We start from the raw sequence: 18,093 nt of genomic DNA on the forward strand, positions 1-18,093 counted from the left end.
AATTCCGAGGCATTTTTGCCTCTCATTTCGCTAATATGACCGTTTCCGGGCAATTCCGAGGCATTTTTGCCCTACTTTCGGACATTCCAGCTACTCCAGCCTATTTCAACGGGATTTATACCGTACTTTCGACCATTCCAACCACTTCAGCCCAATACAACGGTACTCATACCATTATCCGAACTATCCCGACCAGTAGCTATTTTTACTCATATCATTAATCTAACCCAATTTTCTAAACTTCACAGTGTCCACACGCACTTTTACTCCGCCCGATGATCAGCAATCCAAACATCCATATCCTCCGGACTCCATGCGATAAAGCTACCATTCTTCATCTCATTCAACACATCGAGCGCCCCCAGCTTTCGCAAAAGCCTTCCACGAACTTCAGCAGAAGATTCTTTTTCCTTAATTCGGGTTCGCATGGTATGTACAAAATCCAAATAAGGCTCATACGCCGCATCCAACGCCTCTTCAAGCACACTTTTAATCTTCGCAGCTGCAAGCGGTCCAGCTCCTGAAGTAGATACAGCTACCGTCAAACGCCCCCTACATACAACTCCAGGCGTGATAAAATTCCCCGCTTCCGCATGGCTAGCCACATTCACATGAATGCCAAGTCGCTTAGACTCCTGCGCAACCTCTTCATTAATCGTTCTATCGTTAGTGGCTGCATATACGAGAAAGGCCCCACGGAGATCTCCGGGAGCATAAGCGCGATCATGCCAGGTCATGAGACCCTTTTTCGCTTGAGCGACAAGTGTATCTGTCAAAGAGGGACTAATCACCTTAACCACCGCTCCAGCTTCCAACAGCCCGCTCACCTTCCGTTCAGCCACGGCACCACCGCCAATAACCACAACCTGTTGCCCTTCACAATTTAGCATTATGGGTAAAAAACGCGTCATGTCCTTCACTCCCCGCTCCAACCGTGAAAACCAGACAAAGAATTCAACAAAAAATTCAAGATAGTAAAAGCATATCCTAAAATCGCCCAGCGAGCCATACTTACTCCACTTCTCCGCCCGGATTTCTTAAAGATAATATAAAATATGTAAATTCCAAGGCCAATAAGTGTCGTTAGTACTTTTAAATCCTTCAATAATAGTGTCCGTCCCTCAGATACAATAGATAAGCTAGCCACCACCAGCGATATTGCCAGCAAAGGAGTCCCCACCAGAATAGCGGTGTAAGAATATTTATCTGTAGTCTCTAAGTTCGGCAAACGACGAATTCGGTCACTCCATTGCTTGCTTTTGAGCCTGGTGTGCAGGAATAAGTACAATATTGCAAATACCGTCCCTAGTGTCAGTGCAGCAAAACTCAAATTGGCCAAAATCACATGCATCGTCAGCCAGCCATACACCGCGCTCCAAGTCTCAAGCGTATGTCCCCCCGCCGTCAGCCACACCCGATTTAACAGAAAAACACTGAAACCAGCCATACTAAGCAGCAGAATCGTAAACTCGCCCCCACGTGTGAAAGCCACCGCAAGCGAAGTCAGCACAATACTAAATGCAAACCAGAACAAGAAATCATAAGGTGTAAAAATGGGCAGCCCCTTCTCCTGAGAGAAACGAATCCCGAGTCCTGCAGCTTGCAAAAGACCCACAACAACAAGAAGCCCCGTGCCTAACCGCTTCCCACTCGGGTTGCGATAGAGGCAGTCCGAGAAAACAAACAGCAGGCTCAGGGCATATAGCAGCAGAGCGGCATCATATATTCCGTTCAGCAGTTGCATATCACTCACCTACCCAACAGGCCTGCCGGAGCAAGCACCGTCTTAGGCACAGAAAAATCGCCGCTACCGGCAGTACGTTCTGTGGAACTAGACTGCTTAACCGGGGCGGAATCTCCGCCATCTGAATTAGATTCGAGCTGTTCCTGCAGCGCAAAGATTTTGGAGAAATAATCAAGCGCTTCATTTCCCTGCTTACCACCGGACATCTCTTTAATTACATTGATTGGATCATGCATCATCTGGTTCACAATGCTTTTGGTCAAACGACGAATCACCTTGCGCTGATGCTCGTCCAGCTCAGGCAGCTTATTAAACAGGCTCTCCATCGTTTCCTCGTGAATCGCATTCGACTTATCCTGAAGCGCCCGGATCACCGGTCTCACGCCAAGCGTCTTAAGCCACAGCTGGAACTCATCCATTTCCTCACCGATCATCACTTCAATCTTCGCAGCTTCACTCCGGCGCATTTCCAAGTTGCTCTCCACAATGCCCTCCAGATCGTCAATATCATACAAAAAAACATCTGGCACATTAGCCGCCGCAGGATCAATATCACGAGGTACAGCTATATCAATCATAAAAAGCGGCCGTGAAGGACGACGCTTCATAGCATTCGCTACCTGATCTGCCGAAAGTACATAGCCGTCAGCTCCCGTTGAGCTGATCACGATATCTACCTCATTAAGAGCTTTTAACGCATCTTCAATCGTGCTCGGCTTACCCGAGAACTTCTCTGCCAGTTCAATCGCACGCGACAGCGTACGGTTAGCGACAATCACCTCAGCCGCACCACTACTATATAGATGCTTTACAGTGAGCTCGCTCATTTTGCCGGCGCCGAGAATCAGCACCCTTTTACCAGTGAACATGCCAAATATCCGCTTGCCCAGCTCCACTGCCGCATAACTGACAGATACTGCGCTTTCGCCGATTGACGTTTCACTATGTGCTCTTTTGCCCAGCGTCACCGCTTGTTTAAATAAACGATTGAACCAAGTTCCAGTTACCCCCTCAGCCTGAGCCGTGAGAAAAGAACTTCGTACCTGTCCCAGGATCTGCGTCTCGCCAATCACCATGGAATCCAGGCCGCAGGTCACGCGGAACAAATGCGCAATCGCCTGCTCGTCTTCATATATATACATATGCTGTGCAAATTGCTCATTTTTCACTCCAAACCACTGCTCCATAAAGCCGCGGAGGAAATAGCCCCCCATATGGAGGCGGTCCATGACCACATAAATTTCCGTACGGTTGCAGGTGGCTACTACGACCCCTTCCAGCACACCCTTCGTCTTCATCAGTTGATGAAGCGCTGCCGGAAGATCACTCTCCGCAAAAGCAAACTGTTCCCTAACCTCCACGGGAGCCGTACGATAATTCAGGCCAACGACGACGATGTGCATCGATAGTTCACCATCCTAGTCTCTATTCATTACTGTAGTACAGCTATATTAAAGAATATTTTTACATAATATTCACTTTCACAACATCTCAAAACACTGTGTTAAGTATATCACACGAAAATACGACTTTTTACAGATTTTTTGAACGCTTTATGAAATCCAGATAATAATTATTATAAATAAAAAACCGCAGGTTCGCTACGGTTAGAATGGGTTATTTTGTGATTAATTATTAGTTGGTGGGAATGAGGGAGTGGATTAATTCATTATTTATATGATAATGAGCATTGTCTCTTGCTGCACAGTTGGCTGAAGTAACAACGAAACTGACGACATAATTAGTACGAAAAACTTTAATATACTAAACCTTACCATGGCTTACGCCAAAACAAACAAGAAAGTGATTAATCTGAAGGTTATTTCATTAAATAAAGACTCCAGTTTTCGAGGAGTTGGATTACATGTAGGCGAGATACACCAATGGATTAAGGCTAAATTAGGTGGATTTAATATACCCGACTTAACTTACGATCCCACAACAAACCCGAATCAATATATTGAAAAAATAACACCTTATACAACATCTACTGGATTCATTAATGTAACAGACCAATTGTATATTCGCGGTACGGGTCAACACATAACAATTAACCAATATCACGTAACTGTAAATTTAGGTTAAACTTAACTGATAGAAGCATAGCGTACAGTACATTTAGCTTTGGCGCTGTATATCCATTAAAATGATATGGATGTGGCAAGTGATACAAAAGCAGAATTATAGTGTAACGAAATCATTATTAATCGTTGCTTTGAATTTTACATGGACGGAACGTGTATTCATGGGAATATACGGATATAGGGTGGCACATTTGAAGGGAATGCAAGAATAAAACTTGTAAAATGATACTCTACTATTTGCTAAGATTTAAGATTGGAAGCTTCTACAACTTATCAGTCGACTATTATGTTTCATGAAGATACGAAAAATAATATTGTTTATCGTACAGATAATGTCAACTACTATTTAACGATAATAGATGATGGAATGAACAAATCCATAAGCCATTTGTTGCTTCATAATTCACAATTGTTAAATAGATACAGCATCAAAACTGACACATTTGACCCAGATAAATACATGGGAGGATTTAAAGACTTAGTTAAAACAGCCGATGCCAAGGGGTTAAAACCTGTAGATTATGCCGTTAGAGTTGTTTTGGAAACCGAGTTTTTTGATGATCCCAAAAATAAAATGTTTGAAATGCTTTGCACACGTAAATTAGGATTAGGATTGGCTGTTATGTATAAAGTATACGATGCTAATTTTAATGATGTTTCTGTTGCTTGGAATACAGCAAATCAATCATTTTATTTTACCACAACAAGTGAAACGGCTATAAACAACAAAACAGAAGGGTCTTATACAAAACCATTTACGCAAACTGGAAATACTACAGTCGGAAGTAATGGGATATAATGATAAAATCACGATATTCCCTTCTTCGTATTGGAACTTATACAAACATCTTATCAATCCACCGACATTACCAGAAATTAAATATGTTAAATTCTGTGTTATTGGCTCTTCTTTCTTCGGTAACAATTCAGAGGTTTATGACATAACAGCAAGTATTTATGATCTATCAAGTATATATAATTTGCATTATTTTAACTAATGTCAATTTCTAGGCATATAAAAAGGAGTAGTGTGTAACTACTCCCAATAAAACGAGTAAGGGAAGCCTTGGAGATAATAGATTCCCGATTTAAAGTAATATGTCAAAGTAAAAATGACAACAACCGCTGTGGCGATATTTCTGATAATCAGGCTGTCTATGGCTTTTAGAACAGCAGGGATGAATAGAAGCATAAATATGTAATAGTAATTTGCAACCCGGAGTGCAATATTGCTTGTAGTATTAAAAATCATCAAAGCTGCAGCAACCGCAATTAAATTATAAACTATTTTGTTACTAAGGCTCAGAGTTACGGCTTTCTTATAAAATAATAATCCCGCAATGAACGACACGATCACAATTAGCATCAGCGTATAAGCTCCGGTATTTGTAATGGACGAACCGGAATAGAAGTATTGGGTCACGAACTCGATTATGTTAAAACGTAAGATATAGATTAAGCCCAAAGAGACTATGTAAGCAATTGCTAAGGCGGGGGTGAAAGTAAAACTGATAAGAAAATATGCAGGAAAGAAAACAACAGCTGAAACATGAAATAATGAAGCAATCGCTATTGTTGCGAGAAACTTCCATATTTTACGGTCAACAATGAAATTGAAAGAAAATAGTATAATAGATAAGGCAATAGCTTGTCTCATGCCGCTCAGGTAAAAATTCATAAACCCAAATGTAATAAAAATTAAAACCGATAGAAATGGCATGGCAGAATGTTTTTTAATGAACTTGTATACTGGTAATATCATAAGTAGGCACATAATGGCATTGTAAACTTTAAAGTTGTCTGTGAATGTAGAGATCATTTTGGAAATAAATATAAACCCACGTTCAAAATTATAAAGTGGATTTTTCACTGTTAAATCAAAAATAGTGCTCCATTGCAAGTAAGTCACTTCATGGAATCCTGTTAAATAAGGCACAGTGTCTGTTCCAACATTAATGTTTTTTAGTGCAAGAATCATATAAACTTGTACAAACGGCAACAAAATAAGAAAAGAAGTAAAGAAGTTTCTTTTTTTATGATCCTGCGGAATAAGAACCCTCTGTTCTACATTAGATGAGGTGGCGTCCCCCCCCCCTGATTTGATCCCATGGTTAACTGTGTAAAGAAACCACCAGTACATTATTAAAGCAACATTGACTATGTAAACCCACATAAACTAAATCCTCCTTTAAATAACCAAGCGATTTATATTATAGTTCGTTAGGAAGGATTTGGCTATTATTTTCGACAATTTACGATTCATTTAGCAAAAAGCGAATCGAGACATTTAACTCGTATTAGGACCATACTCTTCACTTTTTTTATTCTAACCTCAGGAATGACATAAAAAACAATGGTTTATTTGAAATAATTAAACAATAATAGAGGGGATAAACGTAAATAAAAGAAAGTATTTCATTTTAATGCCACATTTTCTAATTACTGGACTACTTTTAATTTACATTCTTCAAACCGTTGGGAGCCCTTATATGTTTGTGCTGACTACCGCATTTGGGTTAATTTTTTATTCTTTGAAATTCATTGAAAGTAGTAAGCAAAAGGAAACAACTGCTCAGAAACAGATAACTAAAAATAGCATCAAGTAGGAAAGGACCATCCCCCCTGCTCGATGCTGTTAGATGAGTTGATTTGAAACTTTAAACGATCTCTCATTATTCAGTACAAAATTTCTCAGGTTTTTCAACTTTTATTGAAGCTACTTCTCCGCAACTCTTACAAAATGTAAATATAAGTGGGGGAGCGAAAAGAGAAAGATTTACCAATCGGTATGACATTAGTATATCCGTTTTTTATTTCACCTTTAGTGAATGTAGTCCCCCCACAAGATTTACAAACTAAATTGCTGAGCAAATATAACTATATTCTAGACTCCATTTTTTTTAGAAGTCGGCGATGCTTAGACCGAACTTTAACCCAAACACGATCTTCATCATCCAGATAAAAGAAATACAATGTTTGTCGAATAATACCTTCTAATTATATTTGTAGTTTCAATGCAACCATTGTTTGATTTCTCTTAATAGACTCTTCGCTTCTGGACCATTATAGCCAAAAGCGTTGCCGATCATCTTAATGTATTCATTAAACGTAGTTTCTCGGCTGTGACTGTCACTCCACCAATAACGAGCATTATATCCAGAGTCTGCACCCACATAAGTCAGCTTAATGCCAGAATCCTTATACACATGATCAAAAATAAACTTCACCCGCCGCATATGGAAATCAGAAGAGACAACGATTGCGGAGGTAAAGCCATGCTGCTTCATGATAGGAAGAGAAAACTTGGCATTCTGATAGGTGCTTCGAGCCTGGTTTTCGGTTAGGATAGAGGATTCCGGAATGCCTAAAGCGAGGGCAGTTTGGAGCATATCACCGTGTTTGCTAATGCCCTCTTTGGAATTTGAGAGCATGACATAAGGAGCAAACCCTTTGTTGTATAGGATGGTTCCCTCTTCCATCCGTCCTTCACCTCCACTAAGAATGATAATGGTATCCTTGGGTTGTGGAGATTGGTGTATGGGCAAAAACGCGCCAGCGAACAAGAAAAATAGGATAAGTAAAAGGACCGGTAAATATAGAAGAAACAGTCTTTTTTTATGTTTGCCTAACGTTACATTGGTATGAATATGTTTCATAAATCAACTCCCGTACTCGCCGTTAAGTATGCACTCCCACCATTCGGTGTTGTCAGTTTGCCATTGATTTTTTGAGAAATACCAGTCTCACAGGTGTATCTCGACTTCCAGCCCAGATTCTACAGCTTAGTTGGTTCAATAGCATAACGCTCGTCATGGCCCAAAATGGTCGGCTAATAAGATCCTCAGATTACCTAACGTCCGGATAATATCTTTTACTACTTCAAGATAACTTATTGTGACCTCCTACATTATAAACCTCGCCGCTAAGCTTCATAGGTGTAAACACATTTGTTTATTTGGGGTGTTGAAATCAAACATCACTTATTCCCACACCTCCTTTTAAACAGCTAGCTTCATTTCGGGTAATGAACTCGCACATCACTTGTATTTCATACATTCATAATTACACTTTCCAATCTAAAACAAGTAGCCATGGTTTAATGCTCTTTCATTACTCATGATTTCCTCCATACCATTTTATTTACTATCCCTGTATAACTTTGGATTAACTTAATTACCTTAGTACTTACATTCTCATCCAAATAATTAGGTACACCTTCTCCTAAATTCCCTTGAGCATTCATCTCAACAGCCATATCTACGGCTTGAAGAACTTGTTCAGTGGTTATGCTGCCAATTACCATATTCCCCTTATCCAAGGCTTCTGGTCTTTCTGTACTTGTTCTTACTGATACTGCAGGGAATTTAAAATAAGAAGCTTCTTCAGCAACTGTACCGCTATCAGACACTACACAAAATGAGTTCTGCTGAAGATGATTATAATCAGCAAATCCAAATGGCTGTAATGTTCTCACATTTGGATGAAATCTAAATCCTCGCTGCTCAATAAATTTCTTGCTTCTAGGATGAGTACTATATATCACAGGAAGATCATAGTTTTCAGCCATGGCATTCACAGCATTCATTAAGGCCATAAAATTTTCTTCATTATCTATATTTTCTTCACGGTGAACTGATAGTAGGATATACTTTCCTTTTTCAAGTTTTAGTGTTTCAAGTACCCTACTGCAATCAATTTTTTCTTTATTTACATTTAATACTTCCGCCATTGGTGAACCAACTACATAGGTTCTTTCTTTTGGAACACCCTCCCAATTTAAATAATTCCTTGCATGTTCTGTATAGCAAAGATTCACATCACTTGTATGATCAACAATCCTTCTATTAATCTCTTCTGGAAGATTCTCATCAAAACATCTGTTTCCAGCCTCCATATGGAAAATCGGAATTTTAAGCCTTTTAGCAGAAATTACACTTAGGCATGAATTGGTATCTCCAAGAACAAGTAATGCATCTGGTTGTTCTTGAACCATGATTTCATATGATTTAGCTAGTACATTACCCATAGTTTGACCTAAATTGTCACCTACAACATTAAGATAAATATCAGGTTCTCTAATACCTAGATTTTCGAAAAACACTTGATTCAGCTCATAGTCATAATTCTGACCTGTATGGACCAATATGTGGTCAAAGTACTTATCACTTTTCTTTATAACTTCAGAAAGTTTAATAATTTCAGGGCGAGTACCCATGATTGTCATTAATTTCAATTTTCTCATCATACTTACCCCCTATTTAAAATAGTGTGGATATAGTTCTTTATGATTATCAATCCACTCTTTTAACTCAGCTACCATCGCTTCATAACCAGGTACTTTAAATGAAAAATCATTTCTATTGTTGATTAAAGACTTGTCTAGCGAAAGACTATCACTTGATAAAATCTCAATCTGATCACTTTTCATATATTTATTGAAGAGCTTTAGTAGTTCATACTTACTAATAGTCTCATTATTCACCAGATTATAAAGTCCAGATAGATTCTCTTTCAATGCTTGTTCCATCGCTTTTGCTAAAGTTAAAGTTGTTACACCTGTCCATATCGCTTTAGTAAAGCCGTTGATCTGACCATCTTGCTTCATAAACCAATTGAAAAGACCTATTCCTCTTTCACTCATATCAGGTCCAATAATTGAATTTCTAAATGTTAAATCTTTATCATTTTCGAATTCACCTAACGCTTTAGATCTATCATAGAAGGTCTTTCCATCTCTGAATGAAGTCTCTAGATAGCCACCACTTTCACCAGAAAATACACAGTCAGTACTCATATGAATAACTCTTGTCTTCATCTCATTAGTTATATCGCATAAGAAATGAGGCAAGTAACTATTCAATAAAACTGCATTTGATTTGTTATTCTCTGCATCCTGATTTAATATCCCAATTGCATTTATAATTGCGTCAAATTGACCCTCATATATAATATTTTTCAGGTTCCCGAAATCCGTGATATCACCATTTACATTCTTACAATAATTTACCTTGCCTCTACTAAAAGCTGTTACATCGTGACCAGCTTCTTTAAAATATATTGAAATGGTATGTCCCGCCATACCTGTTCCACCTAGGATTAAGACCTTCATTATCTTGCCTCCCAGTTCTTTAGCTCATCTTGGATATAATCGAGCTTTATGAGTTTCTCCTTGATTTGTTCTACATTGAGTCTCTCTGTATTATGTGAGTTGTAATCTTCTATTTGTTGAAGTTCTTCATTGCCTTCGATAAAATACTTATCATAGTTAAGATCACGCTTATCCGCAGGAACTCTATAGAAACCGCCCATGTCTACTGCACCTACATGTTCTTCTTTTGTTAAGAGCGTTTCGTATAACTTTTCTCCATGACGAGTACCGATAATTTTAATTTCATTATCAGCATTAAAAAGTTCTTTAACAGCTTGAGCTAAGTCTCCAATCGTAGATGAAGGCGCTTTTTGAACCATAATATCTCCAGCTTCTGCATTTTGGAATGCAAACACCACAAGTTCAACCGCTTCTTCTAAACTCATCAAAAATCTAGTCATGTTTGGATCCGTCACTGTCAAAAGTTGTCCCCTTTTGATTTGATCTACAAATAGAGGAATAACTGACCCTCTCGAAGCCATAACATTTCCATATCTCGTACCACAGATAAGTGTTCTTCCTGGATCTACGGTTTTTGACTTCGCAACGCAGACTTTTTCCATCATTGCTTTTGAAATACCCATTGCATTAATCGGATATGCAGCTTTATCTGTTGATAGACAGATAACTTTCTTTATCCCCATTTCAATGGCACCTGTGAGAACGTTATCTGTTCCCATCACATTAGTCTTCACAGCCTCAAGTGGAAAGAATTCACATGAAGGTACTTGCTTAAGGGCCGCTGCATGAAAGATATAATCTACTCCATGCATTGCATTTTTAACACTTGCTAAATCTCTAACGTCTCCAATATAGAATTTCAATTTATCGTTATTATATTTTTTTCTCATATCATCCTGTTTCTTTTCATCACGAGAAAAAATACGTATTTCTTTTACATCAGTATGCAAAAATCTTTTCATAACTGCATTTCCAAAAGAACCTGTTCCACCTGTAATCAGTAGTACTTTTTCTTTAAACATATGTCATCCTCCTTATATAATCTTATTTTTAGCCGTTTATATTACTCTTTTATAGCTGTTGTTGTTTATCTTAACATCTAATAACCCACCATTTTTATGGTCACGTACAAGTCGAGCGTTAGAATACTCGGAAAATAGGTGTAACAATCTAAACATCTTTCATATACTAATTCCCGTTCTCGGTTGTAATAACTAACCTCCCATGTCTAATAGGATATTGCTATCTGCCCATACTTGACCAATTAATGGGGTTGTTCTTACGACTATATAGCTGTAATGAAACGTTTTAAATGGCGCACATTCTGTAAACTTCTTTTGTATAACCTATCTTAGTTTTGAAAATTTATTTTCACTTAACGTTATACTTTTCATCTGTTTTTTGTTAGTTAAAGGAGCACTTAATCTCATAATCACTGATATTTCATCTTTGAAAAGTAATACCCTTCACTATTATTTTAAAGTTTTCTCTTAAAGAAGGAATAAAAGCCAGTAAAATGAAATTGGCAACTATTTGAGTAATAAGGGATGCGGTGGCCGCCCCGACTATTCCATAGTATGGAATTAAAATAAAGTTAAGTAACACATTTAATATTGCGCCGACAAGTGTAATTACTTGAACCCATTTCACTTTGTTTTCTGCAACCATATACATATTATTGATCGCACCAAAATATGAAAAAGAAGTATACCATACTATTAATGACATAGAACTTACTGCAGGCAAGTACTTATCTCCATAAAGAATAAGCACTATATCTTTTGCAAATATTGTGATAAACAAACAATATGTGATACAAATCCAAAATACCATACAATATAATTGCTTAAGTCTTTTATGATATTTTTTAATATCCCGATTTCTAGAAGCCATTATATCTGGTCTAAATCCCTCAATTAAAGCTGACGGAATTATCGATATTGCTCCTGCTAATGTGAGCGAAACGGAGAAATATGCTACTGCAGTACTATCTATCATATTATTCAACATAATTTTATCTACTTGACCGTAAATTGTTGTCATAATTGCAGATGAGATGAACGGATACGATAGCCTCATTAGGCTTATTGCTGTACTATTACGAAATTTGAATCTTGTCTTTTTGATTTTCACAAATGCAAAAACTAAAAAAACTGCAAAAAAAACTGACTCAATGGAAGTACCTAATACATATAAAGTAATACTTTTATAGGTGGCTAAAACGATCAATCTCCAAAATGCTGATAAAAAAAAGGCTGCTAGTCTTAATACTTCGACTACTTTTGCTTGCGCCGTATATCTGAAAAAATATACTATTAAATCAAACGCTCCAAAAAAAATCGTAATAGACTGAAAAAAAACTACAGTATGTAATTTTGTATTATTGGGATCAAATATTCTTACAATTATTTGTAATGATATAATTGCAAATATTGAGAAAATCAATCTATAAATAATAGCAGAACCTAAATATTCTTCCGCTTTATCTTCTTCATCAGAAATTTTCTTAGTGATAATCCCATTAAACCCCAAAGTTCCTAATGACGTAAAAAATGCTATTAATGAAGCTGAATAATTAATTAGACCATAATCAGCTGTTGTTAAAACCCTTGCAATCAAAATATTTAGCAAGAATTGCAATATTGCATGTACTAAATTCCCCGCAAAAATCCATGATAAATTCTTAGCAAATTTACTCATTTTTTCTTTCTCCTACATGATTTGTTAAATCGAACAAAGCACATGTCATAATATGCATGCCAGTACTCCCTGATACTAAATTTGCTTCAAAAATCGATGCCATAATGACTGCTGTTTCCCCAGTACCCAGTAAGCAATGTTTTGCTGAGAAGAGGTGACCCTTCTTCTCCGTGCTTTCTTAAGCATGTATAACAAAAACGAAGACTGCCACAATTCCTCCATAGGAAGCTAATAAATCATTTGAGAAAAAATTAAATTATAAATTAGTAGAACAACTATTAATGAAATAATGAAGCAAACAGTCCAATATTAATAGTCTTTCCACTACTGGCATTCAACTTATGTTTCATAAATCGTCACCACCCTAAAAACAATCTATTGTGAAAATCTTTTGTATAGACTGTTGTATACCGTTTGATAATTATTGGTCATTGTAGCTTTTGAATAGCACTGTGATTTTATAGCGATATCTTTATTATCAAATTGCTTATTTAGAAAAGACATTATTTCTTTCTGCAATGAATCTATATCTCCATGATTAACAAATCTGCTGAATTCTTCTAATGCAATTTGTTCCGGGGCTCCGGCTTTAAACCCCACTACAGGTGTTCCACAGCATAGGCTCTCGGCTGTAACCATAGAAAAAGTTTCTCTTTGGCTTGTCAAAAGCGAAACATCTGCAAGTGAGTAATACCTTGCCAACAGCCCTTGATCGGTTACTTTTCCGAGCATAATCATATTTTCTGGATAAGATACAGTTTCATCAAAAGAACCGGCAACAATAATTTTAATATTTTGATTAAGCCTTTTCGCTAATTCTAAAACATAATAGCCACCTTTAATATGATTTCGATCCACGCTGAATTTTGGGGTCGCATGAAAAATTATTTTTTCATCATTAATGCCATGCTCTTGTCTCAATTCTTCTGAGTCGCATGGATAAAATACATTTTCAGTATCCAACCCATTCATAACCACAGTATGCTCTTTATCACCCAATATTGGAGATTGTTTTGCTCTGTCCATCAGCCATGGAGACACCGATGTAATGATGATATTTTCATCAAAGCCATCAAACGCTTTTTTCATCCTATGCCACATTGTTTTTGTTCTGTCAAAGAACAGTGATTGTGTTTCTGAGCGCAAACGCGGGCAATGCCCACATCCTTCATTTTTTCTCCATTTATCACAGGATAAGGAATGCCCACAACCACCAGTGTACATAAATTCTGCATGTAAAGTTACTACAGTTTTAATGTGGTTGTTCTTCAACCATGTAACGAGTCGATATATATTAACAAAATAACCGTTAATACACTGTAAATGGACAATGTCAGGCTTTTCTTTTTTAATGACTGAAATTAGCTTATAAGTAGAATAGAAGCATCCACCATACATTACACCGGTTAAGCGAGCCATGGAATGATTAAGATGTGCGTACATCTCGCCACAAGTCTTATATACACTTTTCTCGTTGATACTTTCTCCTCTACCGTAACAAACAATAGATTCATGTCCTCGACTTTTTAGTTCTTCATGGATATCAGAAGTTATTTTTCCTGTACTTCCATTCTTATAAACAACATTTACTTGTAATACTTTCAAATTATCCACTCGCCTTATCTCACATAATCTACTCTCGCACTCAAAATAGAGACTCAATAATATTGCACAGTAATTCCCTGTTTTTATCTGAGCTATGGTTTCTATATGCTAATTTTTTTGCAGAAGCACATATCCGTTTTTTTTCTTCATCTGATGCAAACAAGCCAATTAATTTTTTTTCCAGTGATGCCTCATCTGAGATAACACACGCAGCTTCATCTTTTTCAAGATATGAAATAGACGCTACCTCTTTTGGTCCGTAAGCAATAATACACGAACCAGAAGCTAAACAATCAGCAATTTTAGTTGAAAGAGAATATTTAACACGCTTCGTAAAAGTTTCATCAAATGATTCTGTATGAACAATATATTTACTCGAAATCATCAATTCCTGTACTTTCTCCGCAGGTACTCTTCCACAGAAATTTATTCCATTATCAGCAGTTAAACTCCCTGTAATTTCTGTTCTGATTTCTCCAGAATAAACATCAATATGATCCAAGCTAGGAACCCCAATCTTCTTTAATGCTCTGCCAAGCGATATCAACTGTTCAGCTCTTCCATGGCCTAAATTCCCTGCATAAGTAATTATTTCTTGTTTTTTAAAGTTACTACTATTATTCAGTAAATTTGTTGGAGTGTATAAAGTATACCCTTTCTTATTAAATAATTTTGAATAGTCCTCTACCATCATATCGCTAACCGCCACGAATGCGCTTGAAAGATCAAACAACTCTTTTGCTTTTTTCATTAAATTTTGATAGGTAATATGATATAAAGGATTGATTGTTTTCCTTTTGTCAATATAAAAATCATCATAGCACCCAATAATCACAGGGATATTCCTTCTTTTTGCAATATATAGGGTGACCATATAAGAAAATGCATAGTCACCAGATGCAAAATAGATAACGTCTGGTTTGAATTGATCCAGCCAATCATCTAATTTTTTTGATTTCCATTTACCTAGCAACCATATTAGATTCCGAATCAAATATACCGCTGGCCTTCTGTTTCCTTTTTTTCTTATTTTAGTTTTAATCCACTCATCTTTATTATCTATAGATTCATGGAATGTTATATTAATTTTATTCCCAACTTCTTTTCTCGAATAAAGCGAACGAAGTACTTCAGAATCAGAGACACGAAAATAGTTGTCACAATATTCAGAATTGGGGTTTTCATCAGAAAAAAACAATTGGGCAATCTGTTCACTTCTTAATCCCATGAACTGATTTTCCAGTGTTCTTGCCATATTATTTTCTTTTCCTAGCGCATTATGACTAATCAATAATACTTTTCTATCCATTTCAGTTTCACCTTCTATATGTTAATCTCCAAGTAATTACAGCAGCTAATGATTAAACAACTTTTGCTTGATTTCAAAATGAAGGCATTGAAACCAGTATTCATTCACAAATGGCTTTTTCAAAATGCTGCTATTGAGAAGAACTATCTTCATTTTCTATGACTAATGAATTTAATCGTCAACACTATTGGCAGAAATACGGCTCCTTCTAATGTTTTCTAACTTCATCATAAGCCATGGACATAAGCATCCTCCAAATAGTAGTAACTTTCTATAAAGCGATACTTCTCCATTAAATAAGAATTTAAAAGAATTATGTCTAATATATGATCTCCATCTTTTGTAATCCTTCAAGTATTCTTTTTTTAAGCCATTAGACTTAATTTTAACTAATGCACCTAAACTAAAAAGACTTAAATGCAAGTTAAGCATTGTATTAACTTTAGGGGTGTTTATTAAAAGTTGTTTCCTAATGTTTTTTAGTGCTTTTTCACCGTTATATAGTTTATTAATATCAAACTTTGTTGTTGCAGAAGCTTCATTGTTTCGTCGATAATAGTAAACTTTACGATTCCCAACACCAACAGATTTAGATATTTGTGATACAGTAGTTATAAATGTCAATCCTTCTCCATAAAATAGAGTAGTCGAAAACCATATATTGTTGTTAACTATTAAACTTCGTTTGAAAATTTTATTCCAACATCCCACTATAACGTCTGGTGATAGAAGTAGCGCTGTTGCTTCTTCTGGTGTTAGTTTCTCTATATTTTCGCTTTGAGTTTGCTTTTCACCACTCTTAGTAAAGCAACGTTTTGAAAGACAGAATTCTGAGTCTGTATTTTCAATTAGACTTTGCATGTATTCAACATAGTCCTGTGTAATAAAATCATCTGCATCTACAAAAACTAAATAATCTCCCGTCGATATCTCAATTCCACTATTTCTCGCAGCACTAACTCCGGCATTTTTTTTATGCAAAACGCGAATTCTACTATCCTGTTGCGAAATAATATCTATAAGTTGTCTTGTTTTGTCTGTTGACCCATCATCCACAACAATCACTTCAATATCTGTATACGTTTGATCTAATATTGATGAAATACACTTTTCTATATACTTCTCAGCATTGAATGCTGGAACAATTATCGAAACCAGAGACTTTGAAGTGTCATTACTAAAATTACCCAACATTTCCCCTCCATCATCTACTGCAGCGCATTTATAAGATACTCCACAGCTTTATTCCTTTCTATCTCAAGAACACCTTTACTTTTACTGAAATCAATCGGTGCATCTAATAACTCTATTGATGGATTAAAATGATTTTCTAATGATACCAATTTCAGGAGTGAAACCACTCGAGAAGATTGTTTCCCAGCTGATCCATATTGTCTATCAAATGTGTAAAAAGGTACTTTATAATTAACTGCAAATGCAGTCCCATGAAAGGAATCCGTGCATACGTAGGATGCATTTTTAACATACTTGACAAATTCAACAGGTCCGGCATCCGGTGCAAAATCAAACCAATCTCTCACTTCTCTTTGATAAGGAAGCGCTATTACCTTCACTTTTTTTTCCTGAGCTAATTTCTTGATACATTCTTTTGCGTAATCAGATGGTTCATTTAAAAAATACGCCAATATATAATTTTCAGCATCTGACATGTCTTCTTGTAATTCTAAATACTGATCCCACTTGGTCCCATCCAGCATCAGAGTAGGATCAATCAAATGGGTAGCATCCTTATTAGTTAACTCTTTAATTATAGAAACACCTGATTCTTCCCGCACTGAAAGATTCGGGATATCCATAATGTATTTTTTGATAATACTTTTATTGTAATCGGCAACTTTATCTCTTCCAAAACTTGGGGAAAAAGCAATTCTTTTAACTTTAGGTGCGAATCTTAAGTAGTACTGCGGATCTACATATAATGCTTCTGAATTCCAAACCTGATCACTCCCACACAAAAACGCCTTAAAATCATCACTCTTTGCAATACGCTTTAATTGATTCCATGTACAGCAATATGGGTTTATTTTATTTAATCTGAAATTATTGAATAATACTTTTGTTTGTTCCGAATAGGATTTGCTTAAATTATCACTATATACGCTAACTCTCTTTTTTATATTATGCGGTTGTCTCAAAAGTCTAATAGCAATTACGGCGATTTTCTTTATCCTTACATCTCTGCCTTTAATAAGACTACCTTTTAATGAAATATTGATCCCCTGATATCCCAGTTCTTGCAAAATCACCTTACTTGCATATGCTTGCAATGCGGATCCATAATTAAACCCAGTATGTACGGTAGAGATTCCAATTTTTTTTATAATACTCTCCTCCATGAAAATTTTTCTTCAATAAACTGCATTTTATACTCAAATATCTAATTATTATCACCGTCTGTTTTCTATGAACGCTTGATAGAGCACCTTCACCTATCATTTCCCAGAAGATAATAGAATTCACATCTTGCCAATATAGCCCTTGACATCGTATCGAATCAAATTCATACTGAATTATATAAACA

At 36.4% G+C, this 18,093-nt stretch carries 16 protein-coding genes; 3 read left to right on the forward strand and 13 right to left on the reverse strand.

Going from position 1 to position 18,093, the window contains the following annotated elements; all coding sequences use genetic code 11:
* A partial coding sequence (locus tag L1028_RS20895; protein WP_234539180.1) for a hypothetical protein occupies positions 1-221 on the forward strand: 221 nt, incomplete at its 5' end.
* Positions 222-263: 42 nt separating this feature from the next.
* On the opposite strand, the gene L1028_RS20900 is transcribed toward L1028_RS20895, so the two are convergent.
* Genes L1028_RS20900 through hemA form a run of 3 tightly spaced genes read right to left on the reverse strand, consistent with a single transcriptional unit; the run spans position 264 to position 3,147 of the window.
* Positions 264-911 (reverse strand): precorrin-2 dehydrogenase/sirohydrochlorin ferrochelatase family protein, encoded by a 648-nt coding sequence (locus tag L1028_RS20900; protein ID WP_234539182.1) that lies wholly within the window; start codon positions 909-911, stop codon positions 264-266.
* Positions 912-916: 5 nt separating this feature from the next.
* The gene (gene ccsA / locus L1028_RS20905) at positions 917-1,744 is read right to left on the reverse strand and encodes a cytochrome c biogenesis protein CcsA (RefSeq protein ID WP_234539234.1); all 828 of its coding nucleotides are present in this window, start codon (positions 1,742-1,744) and stop codon (positions 917-919) included.
* A gap of 5 nt (positions 1,745-1,749) precedes the next feature.
* Positions 1,750-3,147 (reverse strand): glutamyl-tRNA reductase, encoded by a 1,398-nt coding sequence (gene hemA, locus L1028_RS20910; protein ID WP_094873480.1) that lies wholly within the window; start codon positions 3,145-3,147, stop codon positions 1,750-1,752.
* Between the two features lie 373 nt (positions 3,148-3,520).
* On the opposite strand from hemA, the gene L1028_RS20915 reads away from it, so the two are divergent.
* Together L1028_RS20915 and L1028_RS20920 are read left to right on the forward strand one after the other, a co-directional pair.
* Positions 3,521-3,829, forward strand: a complete 309-nt coding sequence (locus L1028_RS20915; protein WP_234539184.1) for a hypothetical protein — start codon at positions 3,521-3,523, stop codon at positions 3,827-3,829.
* Between the two features lie 285 nt (positions 3,830-4,114).
* Positions 4,115-4,627 (forward strand): hypothetical protein, encoded by a 513-nt coding sequence (locus tag L1028_RS20920; RefSeq protein WP_234539185.1) that lies wholly within the window; start codon positions 4,115-4,117, stop codon positions 4,625-4,627.
* Positions 4,628-4,864: 237 nt separating this feature from the next.
* Here the strand turns inward: L1028_RS20920 and L1028_RS20925 are convergent, their stop codons facing one another.
* From L1028_RS20925 to L1028_RS20970, 10 genes are all read right to left on the reverse strand, one after another.
* Positions 4,865-6,001: an EpsG family protein gene (locus L1028_RS20925; RefSeq protein WP_234539187.1), complete on the reverse strand. Its 1,137-nt coding sequence runs from the start codon at positions 5,999-6,001 to the stop codon at positions 4,865-4,867.
* A gap of 838 nt (positions 6,002-6,839) precedes the next feature.
* Entirely contained in the window at positions 6,840-7,484 is a 645-nt protein-coding gene (locus L1028_RS20930) for a YdcF family protein (protein WP_234539189.1), read from the reverse strand.
* Between the two features lie 458 nt (positions 7,485-7,942).
* Positions 7,943-9,070 carry a non-hydrolyzing UDP-N-acetylglucosamine 2-epimerase gene (wecB, locus tag L1028_RS20935; protein ID WP_234539235.1) on the reverse strand — a complete coding sequence of 376 codons (1,128 nt, stop codon included), beginning with the start codon at positions 9,068-9,070 and terminating at the stop codon, positions 7,943-7,945.
* A 12-nt stretch (positions 9,071-9,082) separates the two neighbouring features.
* Positions 9,083-9,937 (reverse strand): SDR family oxidoreductase, encoded by an 855-nt coding sequence (locus L1028_RS20940; protein ID WP_234539191.1) that lies wholly within the window; start codon positions 9,935-9,937, stop codon positions 9,083-9,085.
* Complete coding sequence (locus L1028_RS20945; protein ID WP_234539193.1) at positions 9,937-10,959, reverse strand: polysaccharide biosynthesis protein; 1,023 nt, start codon at positions 10,957-10,959, stop codon at positions 9,937-9,939. Before L1028_RS20945 ends, L1028_RS20940 begins: the two co-directional genes overlap by 1 nt.
* A 421-nt stretch (positions 10,960-11,380) precedes the next feature.
* Positions 11,381-12,637, reverse strand: coding sequence for a flippase (locus L1028_RS20950; protein ID WP_234539195.1), 1,257 nt, complete (start codon positions 12,635-12,637; stop codon positions 11,381-11,383).
* Positions 12,638-13,012: 375 nt separating this feature from the next.
* Positions 13,013-14,251, reverse strand: a complete 1,239-nt coding sequence (locus tag L1028_RS20955; protein ID WP_234539197.1) for a glycosyltransferase — start codon at positions 14,249-14,251, stop codon at positions 13,013-13,015.
* A 31-nt stretch (positions 14,252-14,282) separates the two neighbouring features.
* Entirely contained in the window at positions 14,283-15,551 is a 1,269-nt protein-coding gene (locus L1028_RS20960) for a glycosyltransferase (protein WP_234539199.1), read from the reverse strand.
* Positions 15,552-15,722: 171 nt separating this feature from the next.
* Positions 15,723-16,745 carry a glycosyltransferase family 2 protein gene (locus tag L1028_RS20965; protein WP_234539201.1) on the reverse strand — a complete coding sequence of 341 codons (1,023 nt, stop codon included), beginning with the start codon at positions 16,743-16,745 and terminating at the stop codon, positions 15,723-15,725.
* Between the two features lie 14 nt (positions 16,746-16,759).
* Complete coding sequence (locus L1028_RS20970) at positions 16,760-17,908, reverse strand: polysaccharide pyruvyl transferase family protein (protein ID WP_234539203.1); 1,149 nt, start codon at positions 17,906-17,908, stop codon at positions 16,760-16,762.
* Between the last annotated feature and the right edge of the window lie 185 nt (positions 17,909-18,093).

The organism is Paenibacillus pseudetheri (assembly GCF_924513355.1).
Lineage (GTDB): Bacteria > Bacillota > Bacilli > Paenibacillales > Paenibacillaceae > Paenibacillus_AQ > Paenibacillus_AQ pseudetheri.

Coding starts and splice junctions, on each gene's coding strand:
- L1028_RS20970 (WP_234539203.1), bottom strand. CDS start 17,908: ATGGAGGAGAGTATTATAAAAAAAATTGGAATCTCTACCGTACATACT.
- L1028_RS20915 (WP_234539184.1), top strand. CDS start 3,521: ATGGCTTACGCCAAAACAAACAAGAAAGTGATTAATCTGAAGGTTATT.
- L1028_RS20925 (WP_234539187.1), bottom strand. CDS start 6,001: ATGTGGGTTTACATAGTCAATGTTGCTTTAATAATGTACTGGTGGTTT.
- L1028_RS20965 (WP_234539201.1), bottom strand. CDS start 16,745: ATGTTGGGTAATTTTAGTAATGACACTTCAAAGTCTCTGGTTTCGATA.
- L1028_RS20900 (WP_234539182.1), bottom strand. CDS start 911: ATGACGCGTTTTTTACCCATAATGCTAAATTGTGAAGGGCAACAGGTT.
- L1028_RS20940 (WP_234539191.1), bottom strand. CDS start 9,937: ATGAAGGTCTTAATCCTAGGTGGAACAGGTATGGCGGGACATACCATT.
- hemA (WP_094873480.1), bottom strand. CDS start 3,147: ATGCACATCGTCGTCGTTGGCCTGAATTATCGTACGGCTCCCGTGGAG.
- wecB (WP_234539235.1), bottom strand. CDS start 9,070: ATGAGAAAATTGAAATTAATGACAATCATGGGTACTCGCCCTGAAATT.
- L1028_RS20945 (WP_234539193.1), bottom strand. CDS start 10,959: ATGTTTAAAGAAAAAGTACTACTGATTACAGGTGGAACAGGTTCTTTT.
- L1028_RS20920 (WP_234539185.1), top strand. CDS start 4,115: ATGTTTCATGAAGATACGAAAAATAATATTGTTTATCGTACAGATAAT.
- L1028_RS20960 (WP_234539199.1), bottom strand. CDS start 15,551: ATGGATAGAAAAGTATTATTGATTAGTCATAATGCGCTAGGAAAAGAA.
- ccsA (WP_234539234.1), bottom strand. CDS start 1,744: ATGCAACTGCTGAACGGAATATATGATGCCGCTCTGCTGCTATATGCC.
- L1028_RS20930 (WP_234539189.1), bottom strand. CDS start 7,484: ATGAAACATATTCATACCAATGTAACGTTAGGCAAACATAAAAAAAGA.
- L1028_RS20950 (WP_234539195.1), bottom strand. CDS start 12,637: ATGAGTAAATTTGCTAAGAATTTATCATGGATTTTTGCGGGGAATTTA.